The 7444-nt window shown below is 60.8% G+C and carries 6 protein-coding genes; 4 read left to right on the forward strand and 2 right to left on the reverse strand.

From position 1 onward, the window contains the following. The first annotated feature begins 170 nt into the window (after positions 1 to 170). The 3 genes from VLA07_RS03585 to fecA all read left to right on the forward strand — a co-directional run bounded on the left by VLA07_RS03585 (position 171) and on the right by fecA (position 4127). On the forward strand, positions 171 to 659 hold the full coding sequence (locus VLA07_RS03585) for a sigma-70 family RNA polymerase sigma factor (RefSeq protein WP_333988418.1): 489 nt from the start codon (positions 171 to 173) through the stop codon (positions 657 to 659). Further along, positions 656 to 1588 (forward strand): DUF4880 domain-containing protein, encoded by a 933-nt coding sequence (locus VLA07_RS03590; protein WP_247267882.1) that lies wholly within the window; start codon positions 656 to 658, stop codon positions 1586 to 1588. Before VLA07_RS03585 ends, VLA07_RS03590 begins: the two co-directional genes overlap by 4 nt. 208 nt (positions 1589 to 1796) lie before the next feature. After that, positions 1797 to 4127, forward strand: a complete 2331-nt coding sequence (fecA, locus tag VLA07_RS03595; protein ID WP_333988419.1) for a TonB-dependent Fe(3+) dicitrate receptor FecA — start codon at positions 1797 to 1799, stop codon at positions 4125 to 4127. A gap of 206 nt (positions 4128 to 4333) precedes the next feature. Here fecA and VLA07_RS03600 read toward each other — a convergent pair whose 3' ends face one another. Next, the gene (locus VLA07_RS03600; protein WP_333988420.1) at positions 4334 to 4738 is read right to left on the reverse strand and encodes an HPF/RaiA family ribosome-associated protein; all 405 of its coding nucleotides are present in this window, start codon (positions 4736 to 4738) and stop codon (positions 4334 to 4336) included. A 200-nt stretch (positions 4739 to 4938) separates the two neighbouring features. After that, positions 4939 to 5886 carry a LysR substrate-binding domain-containing protein gene (locus tag VLA07_RS03605; RefSeq protein WP_007914183.1) on the reverse strand — a complete coding sequence of 316 codons (948 nt, stop codon included), beginning with the start codon at positions 5884 to 5886 and terminating at the stop codon, positions 4939 to 4941. A gap of 135 nt (positions 5887 to 6021) precedes the next feature. Here VLA07_RS03605 and VLA07_RS03610 point away from each other — a divergent pair, with 135 nt between their 5' ends. Then, positions 6022 to 7398 (forward strand): L-serine ammonia-lyase, encoded by a 1377-nt coding sequence (locus tag VLA07_RS03610; RefSeq protein ID WP_333988421.1) that lies wholly within the window; start codon positions 6022 to 6024, stop codon positions 7396 to 7398. Positions 7399 to 7444: the final 46 nt, after the last annotated feature.

Raw genomic sequence — 7444 nt, forward strand, 5'->3', positions numbered from 1 at the left:
CCTGAAACGAAAAAACGTCCGGCCAACGAGCCGAACCAACAGGCGAGCAATATTAATGATAAATATTCTCATACGCAAAAGCATCTGATTGCCGGACACCCTCGCCCGCCCCTACAATGCGAACAGTTCTTGTTCTCTAACGCATCCAACGTGCGCCCGGAGTAATACCCTTGTCGTCCGCCCATCCCGTCGAATCGCTCTACCACGACCACCACAGCTGGCTCACCGGCTGGTTGCGGCGCAGACTCGGCTGCCCGGACAGCGCGGCGGATCTGGCGCAAGACACCTTCATCCGCGTGCTAACTGCACGTGAACAATCGGTAATTGTTGAGCCGCGCGCCTTCCTCACCACCCTCGCCAAACGCGTGCTGTTCAATCATTACCGTCGTCAGGATCTGGAACGCGCCTACCTCGACACCCTGTCGCAGATGCCGGAAATGGTTGCGCCATCGGAAGAAGACAAAGCGATCATCCTGCAAACCCTGATCGAGCTGGATCAGCTGCTCGATGGCTTGCCACGTCTGGTCAAGCGCGCCTTTTTGCTGGCGCAGGTCGATGGCCTGACTTATCCGCAAATCGCCGCCGAACTGGGCATCTCCGTGGCCACGGTCAAACGTCATCTGCAAAAAGCCGCCCTGCGCTGCTATTTCGCCCTATGAACCGCGTCCCGGATTTCTCTGCGCAAGTGGCCGAACAGGCCGTGCACTGGCTGATGGAAATGCAGCAGGGGACGCTCTCCCCGCGTCAGCAACAAGCCTGGCAGCAATGGCTGGACGCCCACAGCGAACATCGTCGCGCGTGGGAGCACATGCAGCGGGTCAACCAGCGCTTGCGCGGCGTGGCTTCGCCATTGGCCCATGCCGCGTTGAACGGGCAGAAGTCTTCCAGTCGCCGTCAGGCGCTCAAATTGCTGCTGCTTCTCGGTGCCGGTTCTGCCGTCACCTGGGGCATGCGCGAGCACAATCCACTGCCGACACTGCTCGCCGATTACCGCAGCCCGCTGGGGGAGCGCCGCAAGGTTACGCTGGGTGCGGGCAGCCAGTTGCAGCTCAACACCGCGAGCGCAGCGGACGTGGACAGCACGCAACGGCTGATCCGTTTGCTGGAAGGCGAGATCCTCCTAAGCACCGCCCAAGCGTTCGAAGTGCGCACGGCGCAAGGGCTGTTGAAAACCAGTGCTGCCCGACTCAACGTCCGGCAATTTGCCGATCGCACGCAGGTGGCGCTATTCGAAGGCCAGGTCGAATTGACCCGCCCCGGGCGCGAGCCGATGTGGCTACCCGTTGCCCGTCAGCTGAGTTTCAGCGCCACCTCAGTCAGCGAAGCCAAGCCACTGGACGCCAACAGCGGCGCCTGGGCCGACGGCATGCTGATCGCCGCACACATGCGCCTGGGCGACTTCCTTGAAGAGCTCGGGCGTTACCGTCGCGGCCAGTTGCATTGCGATGCGAAAGTGGCCGACCTGCTGATCTCCGGGACCTATCCACTGGACGACAGCGAGCGGATTCTTGATCTGCTGCAAATCAGTCTGCCGGTGAAAGTACGGCGGTTTACCCGCTATTGGGTCAGCGTAGAGGCGCGGGTTTAAAACAAAACTGTGGCGAGGGAGCTTGCTCCCGCTGGCCTGCGCAGCAGGCCCTCAATACAGGGGCCGCTTTGCGCCCCAACGGGGAGCAAGCTCCCTCGCCACAAAATCAGTCATGCAAAAAATATTCGTAAACCGTGAGCCGTTTTTCAGATCTGGCGTGACAGAGAAGGAAAGCCCCGTTGATTCAACCTTCTCAGGATCACCCTTCATGCACCCCACCCGCCTCACGCCACTGGCCCGTCGCCTGCGCAACCTCATACTGGGCGCCAGCCTGAGCTTCAGCGCTCTGCCGGCCATGGCCGCCGAAACCAGGGTTTACCACATCGCTCCGGCGTCGCTGGAAAACGCCCTCAACCAGTTTGGTCGTGAAGCCGGCGTGCTGATTTCCTTCGGCTCGCAGATCACCAGCGGCGTGCAAAGCCGTGGCCTCGAAGGCAGCTACAGCGCCGCACAAGGTCTCGATGCATTGCTCGAAGGCACCGGCCTGCAAGCCCGCGCCGAAGGCAACAATGCCTTCAGCCTGCAACCGGTCGGCGACAAGGCGCTGGAGCTGGACACCTCGAAAGTCGTCGGTGACTGGCTCGGTGAAGCGACGCAGGTCAACGTGTTCGAACACCCCGGCGCCCGCGATGTGATCCGCCGCGAAGACTTCGAACGTCAAGGCGCGACTCAGGCGCGCGACGTGCTCAACCGCATCCCCGGGGTCAATGCCCCGGAAAACAACGGCACCGGCAGCCACGACATGGCGCTGAACTTCGGCATTCGCGGTCTCAATCCGCGCCTGGCCGCGCGCTCGACCGTACTGATGGACGGCATTCCCGTGCCGTTCGCACCGTACGGCCAACCGCAGTTGTCGTTTGCGCCGATCAGCATGGGCAACATGGATGCCGTGGACGTGGTGCGTGGCGGCGGCGCCGTGCGTTACGGCCCGCAGAACGTCGGCGGGGTGGTCAACTTCGTGACCCGTGCCATTCCCGACGCGCCGACGGTCAAGGGTGGCTTCCAGACGGAGACCAGCCCGTCGTCGAGCCATGACGGCTTCAAAACCAGCGCCAACCTGCTGGCCGGCGGCACCAACGAAAATGGTCTGGGCGGCGCGCTGCTTTACTCCGGCACCCGTGGCGGTGACTGGCGTGAACACAGCGACAGCGAAATCGACGACCTGATCCTCAAGGGCAAATACCAGCTCGACGAGACCAACAGCTTCAATGCCATGGCCCAGTATTACGAAGGCAAGGCCGACATGCCCGGCGGCCTCAGCGTTGCCGATTACGACGCTGACCCGTACCAGTCGACGCGCCTGAAAGACCAGTTCTGGGGTCGCCGCACAATGTTCAACTTCGGCTATCGCTATCAGGAAGATCGCCGCGAATTCACCGCCAACACTTTCTTCACCAAGACCCTGCGCAGCGGCTATCTGGATCAGGGCAGTTTCCTCTCGCTGTCACCGCGCGAATATTGGGTACGCGGTTTCGAAACACGTTTCGCCCAAGGCTTCGACCTCGGCCCGACCAGCCATGAAGTCGGCGTCGGTTACCGCTACATCAACGAGGCCGGCCACGAGTTGCGCTATCGCACGCCGATCAGCAGCAACCAATACCCGACTACCGACAGCCGCAACGACCGCGACACCCGCGGTGGCACCGAAGCCAATGCGTTGTTCGTCGACGATCGCATCGACATCGGCAAGTGGACCATCACTCCGGGCGTGCGTTACGAGATGATCGAGTCGCAGCAGACCAACAACCTGACCGACGTCAAATACAAGGGCGACTACAACACCGCGCTGCCAGCGCTGAATGTGCTTTATCACCTGAGCGACAGCTGGAATCTTTATGCCAACACCGAAGGTTCGTTCGGCAGCGTGCAATACAGTCAGATGCCTAACCGTGTGAGCAGCGGCGAAGTCAAGCCGGAGAAGGCCCGCACCTGGGAACTCGGTACCCGTTATGACAACGGCGCCCTGCGCGCGGAAATCGGTGCGTTCCTGATCAACTTCGACAACCAGTACGAAAGCAACCAGACCAACGATTCGGTGATTGCCCGTGGCGAGACCCGTCATCAAGGCATCGAGACCAGCGTCAATTACGCGCTGGATGACTTGAGCCCGGCACTGGCCGGTTTCGATGTGTACGCCACTTATGCCTATGTCGACGCGACCATCCGCGAAGACGGGCCGAACAAGGGCAATCGCGTGCCGTTCTCGTCGAAACACAAAGGCACGATTGGCGTCGGTTATACCGAAGGGCCGTGGAAGCTCAACGTCGACAGCAGCTTCCAGAGCGACCAGTTCGCCGACAATGCCAACACCTCCAAGGAAAGCGCCGACGGCAGCACCGGCAAGATCCCCGGCTACATGCTGTTCAGCAGCCGCGCCGGTTACGACTTCGGCCCGCAACTGTCGGACCTGAATGTGGCGGTGGGGGTGAAGAACATCTTCAACACCCAGTATTTCACCCGCTCGTTCGATGACAACAACAAGGGCAAGTACGTGGGTGAGCCGCGCACGGTGTATGTACAGACGTCTGTAGCTTTCTGACAACTGTGGCGAGGGAGCTTGCTCCCGCTCGGCTGCGAAGCGGCCGTAAATCTTGCTGATGCGGTCTGACTGTTGAACGGCGTTGCAGGTTTTGGGGCTGCTTCGCAGCCCGGCGGGAGCAAGCTCCCTCGCCGCACATTGACCAAACAAAAACGGGCCTGCTTGCGCAGGCCCGTTCTCATTGGGTGGCTTGAAAAATCAGCGCATCAACTGTTGATCGCTGCCTGTTCGTTTTCCAGGAACTCTTCTTCCAGCAGTGCGTCATTCGCCTTGCTGAACGGCACGATGGCGGCGCGGGGTTTGCCTCGCAGTTTGCCAAACAGGTGTTCCAGCGCGTGTTCCAGTTTTTCGGCTGCACCGTCGATCGCCTGTTCCAGCGAATCGGCTTTTTGGGTGACGGAAATCGGTTGATGGCCTTTTGGCCGCGCTTCCAGTTGGCAGCGCAAGTCATGGGGACCTGGTTTGTCGCCGTTCTCGTCGCTCAGGTGGACTTCGACACGGGTCAGGTCTTCTTCATAACGTTCGAGCGTGCTCTCAATAGTTGTACGTACCCACTCCTCCAGTCGCTTACTGCTTTGAATATGGTTATCGCTGTTGACTTGGATTTGCATAGTTCATCCCTTATTTCAGCTAGCTCGCCAGAGGCCTTGAGTTGGATTTCCTGACCTCCTGGGTACAACAATCGGCCCGACCGACGAACATTTCAACCCCTGAAAAAAGATAAATATTCATTCGCAAAAAAAGCCGGACAACCGAGCAAGTCACTGGTAAGGTCGGGAGTTGGGTCGCCTCGCAACCCTGCAAAATCTGCTCACAATTGCCCGTCGTTCAACGGGTGCAAGCTGCGGAAAATCCCCGCCTCCTCCACCAGCCAGTCATGCACCGCGCGCACGCCCGGATGGCTCAAGGCCCCCGGCGCATACAGCAGCACGTAGCGTTTGTGGTTGGGCACCGACAGGCCGAACGGCACAATCAACGTCCCGCGCTCCAGCTCATCGTTGAGCAACGTGCGCCGGGCAATCGCCACGCCCATACCGGCGATCGCCGCTTCGATGGTCAGGTGATTGCGATTGAACGTGTGCCCACGCCGTACGTCGGCGCCTTCAAAGCCAATCGCGTTCAGATAAAACTCCCATTCCGCATATTCATAACTGCCCCGCCAGGCGGTGATGTCGTGCAACAACGGGAAATGCACCAGGTCCGCCGGCCCATGCAGCGGCGGACGCCCGCGCAGCAAACTCGGCGCGCACACCGGGAAAATCTGCTCATCGAGCAAGGCTGTGGATAACAGCCCCGGATAGCTGCCGTCATTCAGGTCAATCGCCAGATCGAAATCGCCCTCGTGCAACGGCACGCTGCTGTCCTCGGCCACCAGCCGTAACTGGATGTCCGGATAACGCTGTTGCAGACGCGGCAGGCGCGGGGTCAGCCATTTGCTGAGGAACGACGGAATCGAACGCACCCGCAGAATCCCGCTGATCATCCCGGCATCCAGCCGACGCAATTCAGCATCAATGCTGCCGTAGGCCTCGTTGACGGTAATCGCTAACCGCTGGCCTTCCGCACTCAACTCCACGCCCCGCGCTCGTCGGTGGAACAGGCGAAAACCCAGACGCTCTTCCAGTTGGCGAATCTGCTGGCTGACCGCCCCCGGAGTGATGTGCAGCTCTTCAGCGCAACGGGTGAACGACAGGTGCCGCGCGGCACAGGAAAACACCTGCAGCCAGACGTAGGTCTGGGCATGCAATTGACGACTCATCGTTTAGTCCTGCTAAAGGCTTTCTTAGGAAGTTTCGTTGGTCACGTAGATCTGACGTAGGCAGTATCGCCGACATTGCGCTTGTCCTACAAAAAATGGCAGCGATTCCTACTCCATTGCTTGTAAGGGTTTAGCATGGCTATCAGTGTTTTCGATCTATTCAAAGTCGGCATCGGTCCGTCCAGTTCCCACACCGTCGGCCCGATGCGCGCCGCCGCGACCTTCGCCCAGGCGCTGATCGATCAACGGTTGCTCAACGATGTGCGCCGCGTGGAAATCCGTTTGTACGGTTCGCTGTCGGCCACCGGTGTCGGCCACGCCACCGACCGCGCCACCGTCATGGGCCTGATGGGTGAATGGCCGGACAGCATCGATCCGGCGACCATCGATCCACGCATCCAGCAACTGCGCGAAAGCGGCCTGTTGCTGCTGGCCGGCCAGCGAGAAATTTCCTTCAACTGGCAGCACGATCTCCTGCTGCTGGACGAAAGCCTGCCCTACCACCCCAACGCCATGTCGCTGACAGCCTTTGGCGAAAGCGCCGAGCTCTTTACCCAGACGTACTACTCGATCGGCGGCGGTTTCATCATCGAAGCGGCGGAAGCCGAGTCCGGTGTGGCGCCGGCCGGCGACGTGGTGCTGCCGTACGATTTTTCCAGCGCTGCCGAGTTGCTGAGCCTGTGCAAGCAGCACAACTTGCGCGTGTCGGAATTGATGATGGCCAACGAACGGGCCTGGCGCAGTGACACTGAAATCCGTAACGGCTTGCTGCACATCTGGTCGGTGATGCGCGAATGTGTCGAACAGGGCCTGCGCCACGAAGGCATTCTGCCCGGTGGGCTGAACGTGCCGCGCCGCGCGGCGAAATTGCACCGCAGCCTGCTGGAAATCGGCAAGCCGAATGTCATCAGTTCGACGCTGTCGGCGATGGAGTGGGTCAACCTGTTCGCCCTCGCCGTCAACGAGGAGAACGCCGCCGGCGGACGCATGGTCACCGCGCCGACCAATGGCGCGGCCGGGATCATTCCGGCGGTGCTGCACTACTACATGAAATTCAATCCGGACGCGTCTGACGATGACGTGGTCGCGTTCTTCATGGGCGCCGCCGCGGTCGGCATCTTGTGTAAGAAAAATGCCTCGATCTCCGGCGCTGAAGTCGGCTGCCAGGGCGAGGTCGGTTCGGCCTGCGCCATGGCCGCCGCGGGTCTCGCTGAAGTGCTCGGTGCGACCCCGGAGCAACTGGAAAACGCCGCCGAAATCGGCCTGGAACACAACCTCGGCCTTACCTGCGACCCGGTCGGCGGCCTGGTGCAGGTGCCGTGTATCGAACGCAATGCCATCGCCGCCGTGAAGGCGATCAACGCCACGCAAATGGCCCTGCGCGGCGACGGCAAACACTTCATTTCCCTCGACCGGGTAATCCGCACCATGCGCGATACCGGCGCCGACATGCACGACAAATACAAAGAGACTTCACGGGGCGGCCTGGCCGTGAACTGGGTGGAATGCTGACGCGCATTGCCTGACCGTCCCGGGGGGGGGGGAACTGCGGGCCACC

It is taken from the genome of Pseudomonas sp. S3(2024) (genome assembly GCF_036861315.1).
GTDB lineage: Bacteria > Pseudomonadota > Gammaproteobacteria > Pseudomonadales > Pseudomonadaceae > Aquipseudomonas > Aquipseudomonas putida_A.